The sequence below is a fragment of the Nocardia otitidiscaviarum NBRC 14405 genome (genome assembly GCF_000308635.1).
GTDB lineage: Bacteria > Actinomycetota > Actinomycetes > Mycobacteriales > Mycobacteriaceae > Nocardia > Nocardia otitidiscaviarum.
Map to the genome: position 1 here is coordinate 26,923 of NZ_BAGD01000280.1, position 17,118 is coordinate 44,040.

Annotated in this window: 22 protein-coding genes and 2 tRNA genes; 9 read left to right on the forward strand and 15 right to left on the reverse strand. The window is 63.1% G+C overall.

All coding sequences use genetic code 11. From position 1 onward, the window contains the following. Nucleotides 1-20: 20 nt before the first annotated feature. Nucleotides 21-1,106, reverse strand: coding sequence for a saccharopine dehydrogenase family protein (locus ON31_RS32875; protein WP_039819130.1), 1,086 nt, complete (start codon nucleotides 1,104-1,106; stop codon nucleotides 21-23). Between the two features lie 148 nt (nucleotides 1,107-1,254). Here ON31_RS32875 and ON31_RS32880 point away from each other — a divergent pair, with 148 nt between their 5' ends. Together ON31_RS32880 and ON31_RS32885 are read left to right on the forward strand one after the other, a co-directional pair. After that, complete coding sequence (locus tag ON31_RS32880; RefSeq protein WP_081592920.1) at nucleotides 1,255-1,932, forward strand: TetR/AcrR family transcriptional regulator; 678 nt, start codon at nucleotides 1,255-1,257, stop codon at nucleotides 1,930-1,932. Between the two features lie 225 nt (nucleotides 1,933-2,157). After that, nucleotides 2,158-2,355: a hypothetical protein gene (locus tag ON31_RS32885; protein WP_029924169.1), complete on the forward strand. Its 198-nt coding sequence runs from the start codon at nucleotides 2,158-2,160 to the stop codon at nucleotides 2,353-2,355. A gap of 1 nt (nucleotide 2,356) precedes the next feature. Here the strand turns inward: ON31_RS32885 and ON31_RS32890 are convergent, their stop codons facing one another. Beyond that, the gene (locus tag ON31_RS32890) at nucleotides 2,357-3,103 is read right to left on the reverse strand and encodes an SDR family NAD(P)-dependent oxidoreductase (protein ID WP_039819132.1); all 747 of its coding nucleotides are present in this window, start codon (nucleotides 3,101-3,103) and stop codon (nucleotides 2,357-2,359) included. Between the two features lie 51 nt (nucleotides 3,104-3,154). Next, a complete protein-coding gene (locus ON31_RS32895) occupies nucleotides 3,155-5,041 on the reverse strand; it encodes a hypothetical protein (protein WP_039819134.1) in 1,887 nt (628 codons plus the stop codon). Nucleotides 5,042-5,269: 228 nt separating this feature from the next. Here ON31_RS32895 and ON31_RS32900 point away from each other — a divergent pair. The 5 genes from ON31_RS32900 (at nucleotide 5,270) to ON31_RS37195 (ending at nucleotide 8,690) form a co-directional block, all read left to right on the forward strand. Next, nucleotides 5,270-5,342 (forward strand) — tRNA-Gly (locus ON31_RS32900). 13 nt (nucleotides 5,343-5,355) lie between these two features. After that, nucleotides 5,356-5,430: transfer RNA gene (locus ON31_RS32905), tRNA-Val, on the forward strand. Between the two features lie 933 nt (nucleotides 5,431-6,363). Next, on the forward strand, nucleotides 6,364-7,068 hold the full coding sequence (locus ON31_RS37185) for a hypothetical protein (RefSeq protein ID WP_157533839.1): 705 nt from the start codon (nucleotides 6,364-6,366) through the stop codon (nucleotides 7,066-7,068). 318 nt (nucleotides 7,069-7,386) lie between these two features. Continuing rightward, nucleotides 7,387-8,214: a hypothetical protein gene (locus ON31_RS37190; RefSeq protein WP_147287144.1), complete on the forward strand. Its 828-nt coding sequence runs from the start codon at nucleotides 7,387-7,389 to the stop codon at nucleotides 8,212-8,214. Continuing rightward, on the forward strand, nucleotides 8,211-8,690 hold the full coding sequence (locus ON31_RS37195; protein WP_147287143.1) for a hypothetical protein: 480 nt from the start codon (nucleotides 8,211-8,213) through the stop codon (nucleotides 8,688-8,690). Before ON31_RS37190 ends, ON31_RS37195 begins: the two co-directional genes overlap by 4 nt. An 80-nt stretch (nucleotides 8,691-8,770) precedes the next feature. On the opposite strand, the gene ON31_RS32915 is transcribed toward ON31_RS37195, so the two are convergent. Then, the gene (locus ON31_RS32915) at nucleotides 8,771-9,403 is read right to left on the reverse strand and encodes a hypothetical protein (protein WP_039819186.1); all 633 of its coding nucleotides are present in this window, start codon (nucleotides 9,401-9,403) and stop codon (nucleotides 8,771-8,773) included. Nucleotides 9,404-10,764: 1,361 nt separating this feature from the next. Between ON31_RS32915 and ON31_RS36110 the strand changes: the two genes are divergently transcribed. Together ON31_RS36110 and ON31_RS36115 are read left to right on the forward strand one after the other, a co-directional pair. After that, a complete protein-coding gene (locus ON31_RS36110) occupies nucleotides 10,765-11,289 on the forward strand; it encodes an SLATT domain-containing protein (protein ID WP_081592921.1) in 525 nt (174 codons plus the stop codon). 5 nt (nucleotides 11,290-11,294) lie between these two features. Further along, nucleotides 11,295-12,155, forward strand: coding sequence for an SMODS domain-containing nucleotidyltransferase (locus tag ON31_RS36115; RefSeq protein ID WP_169335063.1), 861 nt, complete (start codon nucleotides 11,295-11,297; stop codon nucleotides 12,153-12,155). A gap of 149 nt (nucleotides 12,156-12,304) precedes the next feature. On the opposite strand, the gene ON31_RS37200 is transcribed toward ON31_RS36115, so the two are convergent. The 11 genes from ON31_RS37200 to ON31_RS35120 all read right to left on the reverse strand — a co-directional run bounded on the left by ON31_RS37200 (nucleotide 12,305) and on the right by ON31_RS35120 (nucleotide 17,018). Continuing rightward, nucleotides 12,305-12,511, reverse strand: a complete 207-nt coding sequence (locus ON31_RS37200; protein ID WP_147287142.1) for a hypothetical protein — start codon at nucleotides 12,509-12,511, stop codon at nucleotides 12,305-12,307. Next, the gene (locus ON31_RS32920; RefSeq protein ID WP_039819136.1) at nucleotides 12,498-12,755 is read right to left on the reverse strand and encodes a hypothetical protein; all 258 of its coding nucleotides are present in this window, start codon (nucleotides 12,753-12,755) and stop codon (nucleotides 12,498-12,500) included. Before ON31_RS32920 ends, ON31_RS37200 begins: the two co-directional genes overlap by 14 nt. Then, nucleotides 12,752-12,937, reverse strand: coding sequence for a hypothetical protein (locus ON31_RS32925; protein ID WP_147287141.1), 186 nt, complete (start codon nucleotides 12,935-12,937; stop codon nucleotides 12,752-12,754). The genes ON31_RS32920 and ON31_RS32925 overlap by 4 nt, the downstream gene beginning before the upstream one ends. A gap of 5 nt (nucleotides 12,938-12,942) precedes the next feature. Next, nucleotides 12,943-13,149 (reverse strand): hypothetical protein, encoded by a 207-nt coding sequence (locus ON31_RS32930; RefSeq protein ID WP_039819138.1) that lies wholly within the window; start codon nucleotides 13,147-13,149, stop codon nucleotides 12,943-12,945. Continuing rightward, nucleotides 13,149-13,448, reverse strand: coding sequence for a hypothetical protein (locus ON31_RS32935; RefSeq protein ID WP_039819139.1), 300 nt, complete (start codon nucleotides 13,446-13,448; stop codon nucleotides 13,149-13,151). Before ON31_RS32935 ends, ON31_RS32930 begins: the two co-directional genes overlap by 1 nt. After that, nucleotides 13,448-13,927 (reverse strand): hypothetical protein, encoded by a 480-nt coding sequence (locus ON31_RS32940; RefSeq protein ID WP_039819140.1) that lies wholly within the window; start codon nucleotides 13,925-13,927, stop codon nucleotides 13,448-13,450. The genes ON31_RS32935 and ON31_RS32940 overlap by 1 nt, the downstream gene beginning before the upstream one ends. 2 nt (nucleotides 13,928-13,929) lie before the next feature. Then, nucleotides 13,930-14,178, reverse strand: a complete 249-nt coding sequence (locus ON31_RS32945) for a hypothetical protein (protein ID WP_039819141.1) — start codon at nucleotides 14,176-14,178, stop codon at nucleotides 13,930-13,932. A 2-nt stretch (nucleotides 14,179-14,180) separates the two neighbouring features. Further along, a complete protein-coding gene (locus ON31_RS32950; protein WP_039819142.1) occupies nucleotides 14,181-14,675 on the reverse strand; it encodes a single-stranded DNA-binding protein in 495 nt (164 codons plus the stop codon). Between the two features lie 172 nt (nucleotides 14,676-14,847). Further along, entirely contained in the window at nucleotides 14,848-15,711 is an 864-nt protein-coding gene (locus tag ON31_RS36375; RefSeq protein WP_039819143.1) for a hypothetical protein, read from the reverse strand. A 21-nt stretch (nucleotides 15,712-15,732) separates the two neighbouring features. Further along, on the reverse strand, nucleotides 15,733-16,203 hold the full coding sequence (locus tag ON31_RS32960; protein WP_147287140.1) for a hypothetical protein: 471 nt from the start codon (nucleotides 16,201-16,203) through the stop codon (nucleotides 15,733-15,735). Then, complete coding sequence (locus ON31_RS35120) at nucleotides 16,200-17,018, reverse strand: helix-turn-helix domain-containing protein (RefSeq protein ID WP_157533840.1); 819 nt, start codon at nucleotides 17,016-17,018, stop codon at nucleotides 16,200-16,202. Before ON31_RS35120 ends, ON31_RS32960 begins: the two co-directional genes overlap by 4 nt. Nucleotides 17,019-17,118: the final 100 nt, after the last annotated feature.

The following is a 17,118-nucleotide window of genomic DNA, read 5'->3' on the forward strand; positions in this document are numbered from 1 at the left end:
TTTCTGCTGTCGTGCACCCATCAGCCCATACGGGTCCAACCGGCTTCGTCGACGGCGGCGTGCAGGGCGTCCAGGCCGAATGCCTCGACCGGGCCCAGAGCGCCGGTGGTGAGCAGGCCGTCGTTCAGGGCCGTGTGTGCGGCCCAGGCCAGCAGGTGAGCGGTGAATTCGTAGGGGTCGCCGCCGGTGAGGGTGACCGAGGCCAGGAGGTGGTCGGAGACGTCGTAGGCTTCGGCGACGACCCAGCCGCGGATGCGGGCGCGAGTGCGGGCGTCGGGGCCTCCGGTGGAGCCCTTGACGATTCGCGCCAGTGCGGATTCGAGTCCGTGTTTCAGCGGCGGGAGTTGCGCCGCGGTGGCGGCGAGTCTCGAACCGAGCCGCAGGCCGTGGGCAGCGACCCGCGGCAGGCCGAGGAACACGTCGATCGAGCGCAGGTTCGGGTGGGTGCGCGGCAGGGCGAAGTGCTCGGAGCCGGGAATGGAGACGGCGGTGCGGGGTTTTCCGGCGACGTCGAAGTCGCGCAGGTGCGCGGCGGCGGGTTCGGTGACGACCTTCCCGTCGCGCAGGGCGAAGCCGCGCTCGAAGAGCATCCCGGCCACCGAGGCGCGAGTGCCACCACTGGTGGCGGGACCGTCCATGAAATAGCCGACGTCGACGCGGACCGCCGAGGGCGCCTCGCGCAGCGCCAGTCCGGCGGCCAGATTGCCTGGGACGTAATCGAATCCGAGCGCGGTCAGCAGCGCCACCCCGGCGGCGCGGGCCTGCTCGTCGTGGTCGAACACGGTGCGGACGAACGGGCCCTCGCCGGTCGAGTCGAGGTAGTGGGCTCCGGCGGCCAGCGCGGCGGCCAGGGCCGGACCGCCGTGGCGCAGGAAGGGCCCGACCGTCGTCACGAGCACGTCGCCACGCTCGAGCAGGGCGGTCACCGAGGCGGGGTCGGCGGCATCGGCGACGGCGGTCGCGGCGCCGCCGAGTTCGGCGGCGAGCGTCGCCAGCGCGGCGGCATCACGTCCGGCCAGCACCGGTGAATCACCGTGTGCGATCAGGGCTTCGGCGGTCAGGCGTCCGGTGTACCCGGTCGCCCCGAACACGACGATCTTCGGCATCGGCTGCCACCTGCTTTCCGTTCGGCGTCCAGGGTGCATGTCTAGCACGCTGCGACAGATTGCTCACATCTTGTTGACATGTCGCCAACAATGCCGCCAGGCTCTCACGGATGCCGATAGGCGAGGTCGGTGCGTTTGCGGAGGTGAGATGACACAGTCGGTGAGCAGGGAGTGCGCTGGGCCGCCGCACGTGCAGGACCGTCCGCGCCTCGGTGCGGATCAGCGGGCGGAGCGGGCGGCGCAGCGCCTGCGGGTGCTGGCGGCGGCGTCCGGGATCTTCGGCCGTCGCGGGTACCACGCGGCCCAGATGGACGAGATCGCCGACGGCGCGGGGATCAGCAAACCCACCGTGTACAAGCACTTTCCGAGCAAGATCGACCTGTACCTCGCGGTGATCCAGTCGCGACTGGACCGGTTGGTCGACGACATTCGCTCCGCGCTGACCGCTCCCGGCGACAATCGGACCCGCACCCGGTCCGCGGTCGCGGTCTACTTCGATTTCATCGACAGCGACCCCGACGGGTTCCGCATGGTGTTCGAAACCGAGGTGCCGAGCGAGCCGGAGGTGCGCGTGCGCGTCGACCACGCCATCGACAACTGCGTCATGGCGGTCGCGGGGCTGTTGACCCGCGACCTCGGGGCGGATGTGGCTCGGGTCCGCGTGCTGGCGGCCGGCCTGGTGGGAATCTGCCGGTTCACCGCGCGGCAGTGGCTCGATACCGACCGGCCGATTCCCAAGTCCCACGCGATCGACCTGACGGCGAAACTGTGCGCACAGGGCCTGTCGGGAGTGCCGCTGATACGACCCCGCGAGGCCGCGAACTGATTCCGGCGGACCCGTCGCACGAATGACCGGCCGCCACCCCGGCTGCCCACGCGACTCCGGTTGCCCCGCCACTCATCGCCTGGTTGGCACCGAGCAGTGAACAGACGTACTCTCAACCTGCGTTGACATGGCGAATGTTTCTACTGGTGGAGGTTGTTCGATCATGCGGCCATCAGCCGTGAGGGAACACTCGTTCACCAGCTCGATAATGGAGGTGCGGATTCGATGAGCGGATTCGGGGAGTTGGCGCGGGAGCTGTCCCGGGTGGGGCGGCGCAGCGGTCGGCGGCTGTCCAGGGTCGGGGCCGACGCCGCCAGTCGGACCGCCGCCGAGGTGCAGGAACTGCTCACCGAGAGCGGGCATCTCGTCCTCGGGGCGGTGCGGGCGAAGGCGCATGACCTGGGACTGCGGGACAAGCGCTGACTCAGCGCAGGTAGGACGCTCCGTTGACGTCCAGTACCGCGCCGGAGGTCCACGCGGCATCCGGCGAGGCGAGATAGCGGACAGCGGAGGCGATCTCCTCCGGGGTGCCGACGCGACCGAAGGGGCTCTGCGCCCGTACCGCGTCGGTGACCCGGTCGGCGACGCGCTCGGTGGCGACGAAACCCGGAGCGACCGAGGCCACGCGGATACCGTGCGGGGCCAGTGACACCGCCAGCGACTGTCCGAGCGCGTGCACGGCCGCCTTGCTGGCACCGTAGGCCGGGTGGTCGGGTTCGCCGCGGAAGGCCCCGCGGGAACCGATGTTCACAATGGTCCCGGCGATACCGCGATCGATCATGTGCCGAGCCACCTGGTACGACACATTCGCGGTGCCGAGCAGGTTCACGTCCACGGTCTGCCGCCAGATCCGCTGCCAGTCCGCGTAATCCGTCTCCGCCAGCGGGTGGGCGATATTCACGGCCGCATTGTTGACCAGCACGTGCACCGTACCGAGCGCCTCGACCGCCGCCGTCACGATCGCCTCGGCGCCGTCGGCCGTGCCGAGGTCACCGCCGATCAGCGTGTGCCCGTCCCCGGACAGGTGCCGCAACGTCGCCTCCGCGTCCTCGCGACGCGAGGAGTAGTGCACCGCCACCCGGTCGCCCTGCGCGGCGAAGGCCGACGCCACCGCCCGGCCGATCCCCCGCGAAGCACCCGTCACCAACACGCCACGACTCTCGTTCACCATGGCCCCACCCTGTCAGGCGGGCGGACCGTCGGCCAATTCGGTGCGCTCGGGTCAGCGGGGCCAGTGGTTCTCCGGCCCCGCCTCGGAGACGGCGGCCTCGGCGGCGGCGTCGAGCCAGTCGGTGATGTCGGTGTCCTCGGTCAGGTTGATGTAGAGGGCCGTGGATTTGTAGACGTAGCGGTAGCTCTTGGAGCCCCAGCCGCTGCGGGTGGCGGCGCCGATGTAGCTGTCGCAGACCGATGCGCCGGGGCCCTGCTGCGGGCACCAGACCGCCCAGTCCTGGACTTGGCCCTTCATGGTCTCGTAGAGGCTGTCGGCGTCGGAGCTGGTGGGCAGGGCGAGCACGTTCACCGAGACCAGGATCTGGTTGGAGTGGTCGACGTAGGAGCCCGCGACCATGTGCGTGCAGTTGTACTGCGCCAGAATGTCTTTGACATTCTGCGACATCTCCGTGGTGATACAGTCCTGGACGCCGCCCGCGCGCAGCGTGTACTCGACGTTCATGGCGTCGCGGAACGAGTGCGGCAGCAGCGCTTCCGATGTGAACGGGGTGGTGTCGGTGGTGGCCGACTGCAGCGTGCCCCAGTCGAAGGCCGGAGCCGTGCTGACCGGAGCGCGGGCCTCGGGGGCGAGCGCCTGCTGACTGGTGGCCGACGATGTCAGGTCGGGCGCGGCGGTTTCGCGCAGGGTGACGGCGACGAGAGCGATGCCCGCGACGGCCAGCGCGACGAGGGCCAGCACCACCGTGCCACGAGAGCCGGTATTCACCGGGGCCACAGCGGGTGTCGGCGCAGGCCGATGGGCGTCCACCGGCCAGGCGCGCTCGAGCGGTGAGCGCGCCGCGTACGAACCGTGCGGCTCGTCGGTCACGACCGGATCGTCGGGCTCGTCGGTCGTGCTCCGATCACCCGGATCATCGGTCGCGACCGGACCGTCCGTCGCGTCGATCCTCGGCGGATCGGCGTCCCCCGCCGCGGAGAATCCCGTGTCGATCGGCCCTGTGGTGTCCTCCGCACGGACGCGCTGGGTGTGCCGGTCGAGCACGGCCACCGCGGCCTGGTTGTAGAACGAGCCGTCGCCCAGCAGGTAGGCGTCCTGGAGCGCATCCAGCCACTCGCTGGCGCGGGGGCGGTCGTCGGTGGCGGTGGGATCGGTGAAGGCGCGGTCGAACAGGGCGCGCAGGCGGGGGTCGAGCTCGGGCGGAAAGCCCGACGGTGCCCGCCAACCGCTGCGGACGCGGGCGGGGGCTTCGGTGGCGAGGAAGAGGCAGCGGTACAGCAGGGCGGCCACGCCGAAGCGGTCGCTGAAGCGGTCGGGCCCGGGGACAGCTCCGGTGAGAAGCCTTGGATCGCACCACTTCTCGAGCAGGATGCCCTCGGGTGCGGCCACCCGCCCGTACCGCAGGCCATCGCATTCGAGCAGGTAGACGTGCGGTTGAAAACGGCTCCAGAGCAGGTTTCGCGGGAACAGCGCACCGTGGACGAGATCGCGCTCCTCGAGCGCGGTGGCGATCTCGCAGATCCGAATCGCCACGGCGACACGGTAATACGCGTCCGGCGGCTGTTGTCCGGCCAGGCACAGTCGGTGCAGGGTCAGCGGCGACCCGTCGGGTTCGAGGAATTCACCCGGCGTCAGCGGCAGGATCGCGCCCAGCAGGTCCCCGTCGCGTCGGACCAGGTCGAGCGGCCAGCCGATCGAGCTCTCGGGTGTGGCCGCTACTCCCCCGCGCCGTTCCGCCGGGAGCACGATCTCGCGGCCGAAATGCGCTGCGCGGGCCGCCCATCCGATGGCGTGCGCATCGGTGACGGCCGTGCCGTACAGCTTGTAGACGCGTTCGCGGCCGTGTCGGTCGCGGCACCGGAACAGCCGCGACCGCCCGCCCGCCGTGCCGTACGGGTTACCCGCGACGAAGTAGACGTCACCGGACGTGCCGGTCACCGAGAAGAATCCCTGCCCTGTTGGCTGCGACGGGTCCGATGCCATCCCCGAGCTGCCCCTCCCTTCACACCACCCTGCTTCGGGAACCGACTGTGCCACAACGGACAAAGGGGCACAAACGCACGAAATACCCGGTCGAGGGGCCGTAGACCAGCCCGATTTGGAGTCTTCACGGTGTTGTGGCTATGGTTCTTCCTCGCGAGCCGGAGCCGAAAAGCCACCGGACGTGCGGATGTAGCGCAGCTGGTAGCGCATCACCTTGCCAAGGTGAGGGTCGCGGGTTCGAATCCCGTCATCCGCTCTGTGGGGGTCCCGCGCGATTAGCTCAGCGGGAGAGCGCTTCCCTGACACGGAAGAGGTCACTGGTTCAATCCCAGTATCGCGCACCAGAGAAATACCAGATCAGGCCCGGTTTCCACCGGGCCTTTCTGCTGTTCTGACCTACTTATGACCTGACTGGCTCTCAGGCGTCCACCTCGAACGCGGCCCTGAAACTGCCGCAGAGGATCGGTGCCTGCTCGTAGACGCTGCATGAGACCTGGGATCTTGCGCCCGCAGTCGTACTCAGCAGACACGCCGTTGTTGTTGAACCTGCGGGCCGCCACGCCGGTTCGATCCCCGGCGACGGTAGGCCCCAGCGCGAATCCCAGTTCGTCCAGTTCCCGCCGGTAGTAGTCGCTGGTCTGCGGTGGAACGGTGGTGGTCGACCATCCGATGATCTTCAGGTCCTGGGTGAGGTAAGCCCGAGTTCTTCGCTCAGGGCGCGGAAGCGTTCGTTGTGTCGGCAGCCCTGACGACTGACGTCCTTGCTGCCGCGTGTGACGGCGACGCCGTGGGCGGCCTCGTGCAGCAGGGTGCCGAGCACGTCGGCCGCATCGCGCTAGAGACCTACTCGCCGTCTACCCACCGGTTCTGGGAGAAGTGCTTGAGGGTGAGGTCTCTGCCGCGGTTCGATCCGACCCTGACGGTTGGTACCACCTCGGGCACGTCGGGATGGCGGGTGCGGATGGCGGACCAAAGTCTTCCAGAGCGCTGCGGTCACTGACTGTGTACTTCGGCAGCGACGAGGCAGGCGGTGAGAGTGTTAGCACCCTTCGCGGGAGACATTGACACGTACGTGTCAACAGGGTGGCAGTCCCGGCAGAGCGCGGAGGTTCGCTGGGCACAAACCGAGAGCAGTATCGCACCAGCCTGTGCACCCTACCACCGTCACACAGATCCGTGTTTGCAAGGCAATGCTTCAAGTTGGCCAGTTGACCGAACAATGATAAGGTCCTCGAAAATGGCTTGAATGGTGTAGACAGGGGGATTTGTTTACTAAGATGACAATCAACTACGTGAATTTCGGATTCAATAGCGACGATCGAGACGACGAGTTCTATTTTACGCCCGGGAAACCCGCTGCTATCCAAAAGCCTACGACGGTAGATCAAACATTAAAGCCTAACGCATCAGGATCTTCCTTCGTATCGATGGATGTCGACAACGGTTTACTTCCTGTACGTTTTGAATTCAGCAACCATTGGCGGCACTATGTTTCCCCCAGCGAGGTAGGCCGAGAGCTTCTTACGGCGTACCGACACGCTGTAAATAGACACCTAAGCCAGTTTAAACAATCCGACTACGATCAGTCATCTTTGACATATCCACATGCGCACTTCATTCCTCATCGACAAAGGCTGATCCTTCTACTGGAGGCCGAAACGTGGACACAGTATTGCAAAATACGAGATGGCCTGTTCAATCTGACCGATTACACAGTCACTGGATACTCAATAGTAGATGATGAACCAGTAGTTATCATCTCCGGCGACAAGGAAGCAATTCGGTCTATCAGGGTGTGGCCCCAGTGGCAAGGGTGCACCGATCCATATGCCATTGAAGGTGAAATATTGGCGTGCACCGCCAAAATTAGAGCCAGTCAGCTCAAATTTGCGATTCATGGCGATTGGTCACAATACTCCGATGAGCAGTTATCTGAATTGAAGGATCGGCATCAGTACCGACTAATAGAAAGCAGGTCGTAGCGAGATGGCAGATGCTTTTGAACTGAAGCTGGGGGTCTTGAAGGGCGCCGCAGATAATTGGCTTATGGCTAAATTGCATATGTATAGCGCCGCCAATAGGGTCAGCAATAGTACGAGTTTGAACCCCAATGAAATGGGACTATTCAGCGAATTCTACAAGAACTACGCAGTAGTCAGCCCGTTTGCGCGAGACCGATTGTATGAAGGCGGGAAGGTATGCAATACAGTTGCCGAAGTACTTCTAACTGGACATGAGACTTACCAAGCTGCTGAGGAACAGAACCGAGAATCCTTCACTGGTTTGAATTAAGGGGAAAAGTGACAACTCAGCAGACGTTAAGATCTTACATCGATCCAATCAAGGAAAAAGAACTAAACATCCTAAATCTAGCGGCTACCGCTGCACGCAACATTAACGATCGACAAAATGAGATCGCTTTCGCGACCTCATTGACAGGAAGCCCGCTTCCAGCTCTAGTAATCAATATCACTATCGACAAGAATCAAAACAAGATTATCGACGCGATAAACAAATGTGTCGACGGTGATCCCGCCAACAATAAGCCTGGTCTGAAGCAGTTTATTGAAGGGATGTATCTGCCCGTCACTCTCATCACTATTGCAGCTGAGTGGGGGAATATCGAAAACGACATACAAACCGCCAAAAACTCTGTCATCGCGGCTAGACTGTCGGGTGACTGGAGAGGCGATGGGCATGATGCCTACGAGGACGTTCGTTATAAAGACCAGCTTCCGGCGTTTACTGGAATGGTTGGATTCGCTAAATCGACTGCCAAGATCCTCCAAGACTTCGCCACGGATGTCCTCGACTTTTACAAGGATCTCCATACAAATGTTCTAAGTTTGATCAACGCCGTTGAGGATGGTCTTGCGAAGCTAGCGTCCCTTCAGTTCCTCGAAGCCTTTGTTGGACTAATACAGGAACTAACAGGAACAATTGTGAATTTAATTCAAAATATAGTGACAGCTCTAGCAAAAGCGGAGATTCATGGTGGGAACCTGGTAACCAACACAAAAGCCGTCGACGGCCTATCACCCGACAACACGTGGCCCCTTCCTAAAGGGGATAGTTTTAAAGATTTTTCAAAGCTGGACGGAGACAAGTCTGATTGGGAAATGGTATGACAATGGTTCGTTATAGCCTCGTAGCGGGTTCAATTGCCTTACTTGCACTGTCAACTGGTTGCGGATTGACTCGTAATTCGAACGAGTCCGACTACAACCGAGGGCAACTATGCGCTGAGTTTGCAGAATTCTTCCAACGCGATTTATCCCTTAGTGTCAAATATGAGGGTGAAAACGATTTCGATCGACCGGTCGAGTACGCAAGTGTTTGCATACCGGAAACACAGGCGGGATCGCGGGCAGGCCTGCTGTCAATGACCTACCATCCCGGTGGAAATATTGATGAACCCGATGCGGCCTACCAGCCTCAAAAAGGTTTTGATGAAAAAGTATGGATTGCGCATGATAATCAGTTCCGTGTCCAAATTGGATCATGGGAAGGGCGAATGAAGCTGCATGACGCTGAACTTTCCGATGAACAAACTCGAAAGTCAATTGAATTCCTAATCCAAGCGACACGCAAAGTCCATGGATGAACTAGCACATAGAATTTGCTCAGGCCCGATTTCCACCGGAACCTTTTCGCTATTCCACATATCTGGGGCCCGACTGGTTCTCAGGCGCCCGCCTCGAAACCGCTCCCGCAATTGCCACAGAGGATCGGTGCCTGTTCGTAGACGCTACGCGACACCCGAATCTTACGTCCACAGTCGCACTCGGCCGACAGGCCGTTGTTGTTCGACGTGCGGCCGCGTCGACCGGGTTCGCGGCGGCGGTAAGCCACCAGCGCAAACGCCAGTTCGTCCAGTTCCTCGCGGTAGTGGTCGCGGGTCTGTGCCGGGACGGTGGTGAGTGACCATCCGATCTTCGAGTGCTGGGTGAGGGTGAGCCCGAGTTCTTCACCGAGGATGCGGAAACGGTCGTTGTGCCAGCGGCCCTGGCGGCTGGTGTCCTTGATCCCGCGCGTGACCGCGACACCATGAGCGGCCTCGTGCAACAGCGTGCCCAGTACCTCGGTCGCGCCGCGTTGAAGTCCTTCACCGCCGATGAAGAGTTCGTGGAGCTCATATTCGCCGCGTACCCATCGATTCTGGGCGAAGTGTCCGAGGGTGAGGTCACTGCCGCCGATCGACCCGGCCCCCACGGTGAGAACGACTTCGGGGACGTCGGGGTGACGGGTGCGGATGGCGGCCCAGGTGTTTTCCAGGGCGGTGACGAGTAGGCCGGTGATGGTGTCGGAGTCGGTCATGGTCCCGGTGTCCTTCACAAGAGGGCATTGACACGTACGTGTCAACCGGCGGCCCAACGGGTTTGACACGTACGTGTCAAGCGGGGGTGGGGTCCCGGCAGAGCGTGGAAGTTCTCTGGGCGCGCGCCGCGCTCTGTCGGGGCAGGCCGCTCGGGGGCCTGCCCGCACCGCCTGCCCAGGGGCCGCAGAGGCTCCAGATTCCAGGAGACGCGCCACGGCGTGCACGACCGAATTTCCCTACCCCTGCCCGCGGCTCCAGTGCTTGCCGTCAGGCGGGAAATTCGGTCGTGCCGGGCGCGGTCCCTGGAATCGCTGGAGGGGCGGCCCCGCACAATGCGGCGCGCGCCCAGCACCACCGGACCGCAGCGCAGCACCGGCCCAAGTCACCTACCCGACCAGCAACGCGACTTAACGCACCTGACCGGACCGCCCATGCCGCCGCGTTCGCACCAGGCGTGCCCGGTGCCCGCTCCGGACGCCACCACCTACTCAACCGCCACGAACGCACCCTTCGTCACACCACGTCGCCATGCACCCAACCGCAACGTTCTACACCCCACGTAACCCCTATTCCCCACATATCCCAAAGTTTGCTTCTCTCTTCCGTTTCCGTCCGCCCCGCCCCTGATCTGTTCTTATTGCTTCACTTGCCGAGGACACCAAAGACCACCGAAGGGGGCCTTTGGTGTCCTCGGCAAGTGAAGCGCCATTCACGGAGACATCCTTGGTCAGGGGCGGGGCGGACGGAACGCGCCGTTGCACAAGGTGATGAATGATGTGTTCGCCCTGCGCGTGGGTTTTGCCGAGGTGTACGCAGTTATGCTCCGGTTGTGCATCCGACGTCCGGACTTCTGCATGCCCAGTGCCTCAATTGTGCAACCGATTTCAATGGTCACAAGCCGGGCTAAGCGGCCTCCCGATCGGCGAGCCAGCCCGCAGACCGGTTAGCTACCGAATGCCCGTCACGTTCGCATGTTCAGGTTGGGGCGCGGGATTGTGCGGGTGCCGCCCCTCCAGCGATTCCAGGGTCCGCGCGCCCACTCGACCGAATCTCCCCGTACGGACGGTGCTCCCGCGACTGTTGGGCGTAGGAGATTCGGTCGGCGCGTCCCCTGGAATCGGGAGCCTCTGCGGCACCCTCCGGCGGGCCGATGAGCGGGCGGGCGACGCCCGCCCGCCGCTGCCCGCGCCCCTCGATCGTCAGGAGTGAAGCCGGGTATCCAACTTCGAAACCGGGCACGCTTACAGAGTGACCAGCAGGCCAGTATCGTTCGCGTAGCGAAAGATAAGCGTTTCCGGTCACCACCTTGCGATAGTATGGCTGCAAGCACACGGTGATACCAGCGCGGTAGTGTCAAGCTGTGAACGACTCAGATTCTGGTCGACGTAGAGCACTGGATGACGAACTACAGCGACTTGAGGAAAGCGCGAAGTATAGCGCCCAGAACCAGTTTGAACAAGCGAAACAGTGGCGCGGAATTAATCTGATGCTAGGTATACCTGCCAGTGCATTGGCTGCTATCGCTGGTGCAGCCGCCTTAGCTTCAACCGCAAGCGCATTTTGGGCAGGCATGCTAGCCCTGGGCGCTGCGGCTTTTGGTGCAGTGTTAACAACAGTGAATGCTAGTCATCGGACCAATCAAGCAGCATCGGCAGCAAACGCCTACCTTGAGATACAGACGGCTGCACGGCAAGCCCGTCTACTCGATTTACCCACGTCCGACATTGATGAAATGCGAGCAATAGTTGCCGAGATTACCGCAAGACGCGATGAGCAGAACAAGACAGCGGAACCCCCTAACCGCTGGGCTCGCAAACGCGCACAAAAGAATATTAAAGATGGAGGACAGACGTACGATGTCGATTCTTCGGATAATGACGGGTGACACTAATGCCTAGAACAGTGGCTCAAGGATTTGACGAATTTCTGAGCCGACTTACTCCGCTGTCCTCACAGCTAAGCGCAGCCAAGGCGCATAGATCACGCATCGAAACCTCCCTTAGCAATGCCCTATCCATTTTTGTCATGAGGGAGACTGGGTCATTTCACCATGGCACGGGTGTTCGCCACCATAGCGATATCGATGTTCTGATTGGCATTGGGAACCCACAGCCAACCCCCGATACTGCGCTAAAGTGGGTTAAGGATGCGCTCTCAGCCTCATTTCCCACAACGACTGTTCGCATCAGTCGTCCCGCAGTCGTGGTTGAGTTCGCAAATGGGGACGAAACCTGGGAGGTTTTACCTGGGTTCATCAAGTCGGCAACACCATCTAGTGTATACGAGATCCCCGGGCCTGCCGGCGGCTGGATTGAGACTGCACCCACGGAGCACTTAGACTATGTGAATGAGTGCAATAGAAAGGCGGGCGCAGAGGGTGGAACAAAGAAGCTAGCTCGCCTAATAAAGGCCTGGAAGTACTACTGCAATGTTCCTATTTCATCGTTCTACTTGGAAATGCGTGCCGCACAACACATGGCTGGACAGGATTCCTTCATAGCAATATGGGACATTTGTTGGCTTCTAGAGTTTTTAGATAGAAACCAGCTGTGTGCAATGAATGACCCCAAGGGTAGAACTGGCCGATTTCAAGCATGCTCGTCCGACTACAAAAAGACTGAGGCTCTTTCTAAGCTGAATACTGCCGCTACCCGAGCCAATAAGGCCCTCAAAGCCTATCAAGACAATGATCATGAAGAAGCATTCCATTATTTAGATCTACTCTTCGGCGGTAAGTTCCCCGCTAGATAGAATAGCAATTAATATGTTGGCAATGGCAACAAAGTTCCATCCCAATCGCGCGTCTGCTAGAACGCACATGGTATGAAAGGCACGGAGACCGTGCCAGGTCGCATGGCACGGTCTCCGCTTGTTCAGTGTTCAGTTGTGTCCGGAGTGGTTCAGTCGAACAGGGTCAGCTGGTGCTGGTGGGCTTTCCGGTCGCAGTCGGTGCGGTAGAGCTTGGCCAGGCGTTGCACCGTGGTCTTCGACAGGTCGAAGTCGACGGCGATCGCGGCCCAGCTGCGGCCCTGGTCGTACTGCTGTTGGATCTCCCGCCCGAGCGTCAACTGTCTGCGCGGACTGAGGGGTTTCCTACGGCGAGCCATGATCGGTGTCCCGATCGGGCTCGTGTGTGGCACATCGACCGCACAGGACGCATACCTCGGTGTATTCGTCGATGCGTTCGGTCCAGTGCTCACACTCGCTGTCAGCGTCGGCGCGCTGGCAATCGCTGTCGCCGATCACGCACCCTGCCTCGTCGCAGAGTCCGCACAGCGACTGTGTGCCGAGGGTTCCCACGGTGATGTCGAAACAGCCTCCGCACCCGCAATACTGGTATTCGCTGTTCATGCCGGCACCTCCTGGGTGTCGGTGAACACCGTGGGCCAGCGGGTGCCGATCGCGGTCACGATCTGTTCGTCGGCGACATCGATGTCACCCACGATCACCCCGACCTCGGCCAGATCGGCGAGAGCGGTTCCGATCACCGCGTACAGCTGTGATCGGTCGATGACATGCACATCGACGAGCATGAACATCACCGCCTTCCCGCGCCGTGTGCCCACCACTCGGGCAGACTTTCACCGCGCGAGAGCCACTGATCCAAGCGGTTCACCTCGTGGGCGAGATCCGCCAGAATCTCGATGACCGGGTCACCGTCGTGACGCTCGTGCACGCGCTCGTCGAGGTCGTAGAAGGCATCGACAAGCTCCCGGATTCGGGTCAGGGCCGCGTTCGGGTCCATTACCGCCTCCTGCGTGTGGTGGGCTGTGGGCAGTGGTCGTGCTGAGCTTGGAGCGCTCCGAGGTCCCATTGCAGGCACTGCACCTGATCGAGCAGTTCGGTGCACTGTTGCTTGAGGTCGTCGCGTTCCTTGATCAGCTCGGCCACGTCGATGGCGCTGCCGCCGCCGTTGAGGACCCGGACCCGTTCGGCCGCAGCATCTTTGCTGCCGTGATCGGACTCGGGTTCCCAGTGCCCATCGGGGGTGTAGAACCCGACCGTCCACAACCGGGGCTCGGTGCGCAGATAGACATAGGTCATCAGGCCACCTCCGCACCAGTCTCAGCCTCGGGTTCGGGTTCGGGTTCGGCGGGGATGGCGTCGTGAGAGCGCTGGTCCTCGTACTCGTGCATCCACCAGTCCGGGGTACTACCCACTCGCCAGATGCGGCCGTGGCAGATCCGGCAGAACACGAACTCCTCCGGCTCGAACCCCGCGGCACCCACGTCAATGGGGGTGTCGGGGTCCTCGACGTCGTTGTCGATGCCGAAGTACTGGTTGATCACCCGGGTCAGGTTGTCCCGCAGGGTGCGGGCCTCGCTGACCGTGACGCCCGCGCGCACGCCGTCGTAGAACGTGACGCGCCAGCGGATCTCGATGTCACCGCGAATGTCCCCGGCCGGGAACAGGGTCACGATGGCCTCGGGCATGTCGTGCCAATAGGTTTCGACATAGCCACGCCCGCCCCGACCGGTGTCGTCGTGGTCTTCGACACGAGCGGCGGTGCTCAGGTACGCCATGATCAGATTCCTTTCTGGGTGTGGTGGTGGTAGGCGTCATCGAGGGCACCGTCGAACAGGTCGTGAACCGCCAGGGCCTGGTCCAGGCTCATCGCGGTCATCAACTCGCAGCCGCAGCCGAACACGATCCCGAACATCACCTGATCGAGGGTTTCGTCGTAGGAGGTGTAGAACCTCGCCGACATGCCACCCTCGGGCAGATGCGTGTTCTCGGGGTGGGCGTCGTTGTTGTGTTCGAAAGGGTTCGACATGATTACGCCACCTCGTCCGGGGTGTGGTCGGGCCACGGGTCGTCACCGACACCGCGTCCGGTCTTGGTCACCCCGCTCGTGGTGGTGCGCTGACCGCCGCCGCTGTTTCCGCCGCCGCTGGTGCGGGTGCGGGTGGATCGTTTGATCGGTTTGGCGACGGCGTATTTGAGTGACACGCCCACCTCGTCGGCGACCAGTTCCACGACGGTGCGTTTGTTGCCCTCGCGGTCGTCGTAGCTGCGCTGCTGGAGCTTGCCGCACACGATTACTCGTGCGCCCTTGGTGAGGGATTCGGCGATGTTCTCCGCGGCATCGCGCCACATCTGACAACGCATGAACAACGCGGCCCCGTCGGTCCACTGATTGGTGCTGCGGTCGAACACGCGCGGGGTCGCCGCGACGGTGAAGTTCACCACCGCATGCCCACCCGAGGTCTCACGCAACTCCGGGTCGGAGGTCAGGTTGCCGACAATGGTGAGAGTGGTCTCTCCGGACATGTCATGTCTCCTAAACATGCTGTGCTAATAAGGTTTTCGAGACTCTGGTCTCGACGGTGAAGCGGTCCGCGAACTCGGATAGGCTGCGGGCGTTCACCGGGTGTCAGGTGTCGTGGCGGTATCTCCTTTCTGGTTGTTGTGGTTGAAACCTCTTGGGCCACACCGGCAGTCGTCACGCCTCGGCCTCCATCTGGGCCTGACCATCGCTGTGGCCGGGGTCGATATCGGCCTCGGCCGCCCGTTGCTTGGTCTGCTGCTCGGTCTGCTGGGCGTGCTGGTCGGCCTGCTGCTGCCCGGTCGCCGAGTGCTGGCCGTTGGTCGATGCCTGCGCTGTGGCGTGGGCGGCGGCCTGGGCTTCGAGCGTGGCCACCTGCGTCTGGAGCGCGGTGTTCTCGGCGGTGAGTTGCTGGACTTGTTTGGTGAGTGCGGCGTTGGCCTTCTTCAACGCGGCCACGCTCCCGGCACCGTCAGCGGGTACGGCGTATTCGGTGGCGACCAGGCGCGTGGCCTGTTGTTCCTGACGGTCGATCGTGGCGGCTTCCGAGCGGGCGGCGGCCTGACGGGCACTCGCTTGCTCCCGCTTGGTCATCGACGGGAACACCCCGTGCTCGAAACGGACTCGTGGGTCGGCTTCGATCTGGTCGAGGGCTTGCACGATCTGCCCGCGTTCCTCGGGGCTCAACGCGTGCACGGTGTGGACGGAGTGCTCGATATCGGCGCGCATCCCATCCAGGAACGCTCTGCGGCGTGATTCTTCGTCGATGCTGAAGTCCCCCGCCGCGATGCCGTGGGCCAGCACCGAGGCTTCCCGCTGGTAATCGGCGACGCGTGCGGTGTACCAGGCTTGGGCGTTCGTGCGGTCGTACTGGTCCAACCGCACCCGCTCTTCCAGATCACGCTGGAACTGCCGGTACTGCTCACGAGTCATCTTCGGCAACCGCTGCCTCGTGCGCGCGTACTGGTAAGCCAAGTGCACGAGCATCTGCATCAACTGCTGATAACTGCGGCTCGTCTCATCAACCTCATTGCCGGGCATCGCAATTCACTCCTCGCGGGGTCAGATAGTGGTGGCGGGCGCGGGCCGGACAGCGGCGGCACGATCGCGGGCGCGGGCGGCCTGCCAGGCCCGCCAGCGGGCACGCGCAGGGCGGGAATGCCGGAACGCGAACCGCGACCCGGCGCGGAAGCCGTGGACGGTGAGGGTGTGGAGGGTGTGGGCGGTGGTGGCGGTGTCGGGGCGACCGAACCCGATCCACACCCAGTAACCGATCCAACCGGTCAGCCACACCAGCAACGGCACCGTCGCCGCCGCCGGGGCACCGGCGTGGGCGACCCACCACATCCCGACTCCGGTGACACCGATCCCGAACAACACCGGCCGTGCGGTGTGCAGGCGGCGGCGGATTCGTGTCGTCCAGGTGGGGCGGTCGGCGTAGCGGGGTTCGATGCCGCTGGCTTCCATCAATGCTTGTAGTTCGCCGTCCCAGTCGATACCGGGGGCAGGATTCGGGTTGTGCGCGTGGCTCATAGCAGGGTTCCTTCGAGGGGCTGGTGGTGGTTGGTGTTGATTTCCGGCACCGACGGCACGGGGCCGGTGCGGTCGGGGGTGGACATCGCGGGAGCGCTGTCGTGGCCGGTGTCCGCCGGGGTGGCCAGGTAGCGGCGCACCGTGCGCTTGCTGACCTGGAGGTCGGCCGCGATCCGCCCGTGTGACCACCCTCGGGCGTGCAGTTCGTGGGCGCGGGTACGGCGGGTGTCCGCCCCGCTGTCCTCGCCTTCCGTGTCGGTGTCCGCCTGTCCGGACACCGGGGACACTCCATGACCGGGGTTGGTGGCCACGGATACAATCGGCTCGTCCGGGGTGGCCACGACCGAATCAAGATGGTGGGGGTCGGTGATCTTTAGTGCCGCTGCTGTTTTCGACGCAGACTGGAGGTCGATGGCGGTTGACCCGTTGTCGGTGGTGGTCATCGACAGCAGGGCGAATCCTGAGATGACCATCAGTCCGTCCAGGGTGAGCGGGCCGACCGACGCCCCCAACGGCCCGTATCCCCACGCCAGCAGCACGTCTCGCACATGGCCGTAGGAGATGACCGCTGATCCGAGAGCGACGGTGCCCGCGCCGCCGTAGCGGGCCAGCGCCCACAACCCACCCCTCCGCCACCGCGCCCGCGACAGCACCTCGACACTGAGCAGCAGGCCGATGGGCCAGATGGCGGCCCCGATCTGCGGGGCGATACCCGGTGTCCACCCCGGCGGCATCGTGTCCGCCGGAAGCCAGGCGTGTAGGACGTTGGCCGCGATGGAGGTCACCGACCCGAACACGAACCCCGCCCACGCCACCACCCGACCGTGCGCCGAACCAGGGATCGTGACCGGGCTGTCTACCCTGTGACCACCCTGAGTGTGCGCGCGGCCACCTCGGGCGTCCGCTCGACCGCTT

Excerpts from the sequence above, each read along its gene's own strand:
- ON31_RS32875 (WP_039819130.1), bottom strand. The coding sequence starts at position 1,106 with ATGCCGAAGATCGTCGTGTTCGGGGCGACCGGGTACACCGGACGCCTG.
- ON31_RS32880 (WP_081592920.1), top strand. The coding sequence starts at position 1,255 with ATGACACAGTCGGTGAGCAGGGAGTGCGCTGGGCCGCCGCACGTGCAG.
- ON31_RS32885 (WP_029924169.1), top strand. The coding sequence starts at position 2,158 with ATGAGCGGATTCGGGGAGTTGGCGCGGGAGCTGTCCCGGGTGGGGCGG.
- ON31_RS32890 (WP_039819132.1), bottom strand. The coding sequence starts at position 3,103 with ATGGTGAACGAGAGTCGTGGCGTGTTGGTGACGGGTGCTTCGCGGGGG.
- ON31_RS37185 (WP_157533839.1), top strand. The coding sequence starts at position 6,364 with ATGACAATCAACTACGTGAATTTCGGATTCAATAGCGACGATCGAGAC.
- ON31_RS37195 (WP_147287143.1), top strand. The coding sequence starts at position 8,211 with ATGACAATGGTTCGTTATAGCCTCGTAGCGGGTTCAATTGCCTTACTT.
- ON31_RS32915 (WP_039819186.1), bottom strand. The coding sequence starts at position 9,403 with ATGACCGACTCCGACACCATCACCGGCCTACTCGTCACCGCCCTGGAA.
- ON31_RS36115 (WP_169335063.1), top strand. The coding sequence starts at position 11,295 with ATGCCTAGAACAGTGGCTCAAGGATTTGACGAATTTCTGAGCCGACTT.
- ON31_RS37200 (WP_147287142.1), bottom strand. The coding sequence starts at position 12,511 with ATGGCTCGCCGTAGGAAACCCCTCAGTCCGCGCAGACAGTTGACGCTC.
- ON31_RS32920 (WP_039819136.1), bottom strand. The coding sequence starts at position 12,755 with ATGAACAGCGAATACCAGTATTGCGGGTGCGGAGGCTGTTTCGACATC.
- ON31_RS32925 (WP_147287141.1), bottom strand. The coding sequence starts at position 12,937 with ATGCTCGTCGATGTGCATGTCATCGACCGATCACAGCTGTACGCGGTG.
- ON31_RS32930 (WP_039819138.1), bottom strand. The coding sequence starts at position 13,149 with ATGGACCCGAACGCGGCCCTGACCCGAATCCGGGAGCTTGTCGATGCC.
- ON31_RS32935 (WP_039819139.1), bottom strand. The coding sequence starts at position 13,448 with ATGACCTATGTCTATCTGCGCACCGAGCCCCGGTTGTGGACGGTCGGG.
- ON31_RS32940 (WP_039819140.1), bottom strand. The coding sequence starts at position 13,927 with ATGGCGTACCTGAGCACCGCCGCTCGTGTCGAAGACCACGACGACACC.
- ON31_RS32945 (WP_039819141.1), bottom strand. The coding sequence starts at position 14,178 with ATGTCGAACCCTTTCGAACACAACAACGACGCCCACCCCGAGAACACG.
- ON31_RS32950 (WP_039819142.1), bottom strand. The coding sequence starts at position 14,675 with ATGTCCGGAGAGACCACTCTCACCATTGTCGGCAACCTGACCTCCGAC.
- ON31_RS36375 (WP_039819143.1), bottom strand. The coding sequence starts at position 15,711 with ATGCCCGGCAATGAGGTTGATGAGACGAGCCGCAGTTATCAGCAGTTG.
- ON31_RS32960 (WP_147287140.1), bottom strand. The coding sequence starts at position 16,203 with ATGAGCCACGCGCACAACCCGAATCCTGCCCCCGGTATCGACTGGGAC.